Origin of the sequence: Nonomuraea sp. NPDC048916 (genome assembly GCF_040649575.1) — a bacterium.
GTDB lineage: Bacteria > Actinomycetota > Actinomycetes > Streptosporangiales > Streptosporangiaceae > Nonomuraea.
Genome location: NZ_JBEZFS010000193.1, coordinates 1 through 515 on the forward strand (window position 1 = coordinate 1; position 515 = coordinate 515).

General features: G+C 64.5%; 1 pseudogene. It reads left to right on the forward strand.

Annotation, left to right across the window (positions count from 1 at the left end):
• Positions 1-154: 154 nt before the first annotated feature.
• Positions 155-406: pseudogene (locus tag AB0C16_RS40400) on the forward strand (integrase core domain-containing protein); the annotation flags it as partial.
• Between the last annotated feature and the right edge of the window lie 109 nt (positions 407-515).

Here is a 515-nt window from a genome sequence, read left to right on the forward strand (position 1 = left end):
GCCGTCGCGGACTGACCGCACGCCCCCATCCCGCCTCGTGGGGCCCCCGAACGCCTAGTGACACGCCCCTCCGGCGTGTCCTCGGCGTTTCCGCTGTTCAGACAGGTGTTAATGCCCCTAGCAGAACAATCATCTGTCGAAGCCGGGCTGCTCTGCGCTCGACAATGCCCTGATGGAATCGCAGATCGGTCTCTACAAGACCGAGCTGATCAAGCCCCGAGGGCCCTGGCGCAGCCTGGCCGACGTCGAGCTGGCCACCGCCGAATGGGTCGACTGGTTCAACGCCACCCGCCTGCACTCCGCGATCGGACACCTGCCACCAGAGGAATACGAAGCGATCTACTACGCTCCCCACCAGTCCGACGAAGCCGGGTGTGTCAACTTAACGGCTGATCTTGGTTGTTGAGTGGTCAGCTGTTGGCCGGGGTGAGGCGGCCCTCGAAGGCGATCTGGAAGGCGTTCAGTGGTGCCTTCCAGCGCATGGTCCACCTCTTGCGGCCCTTGCCGGTCGGGTC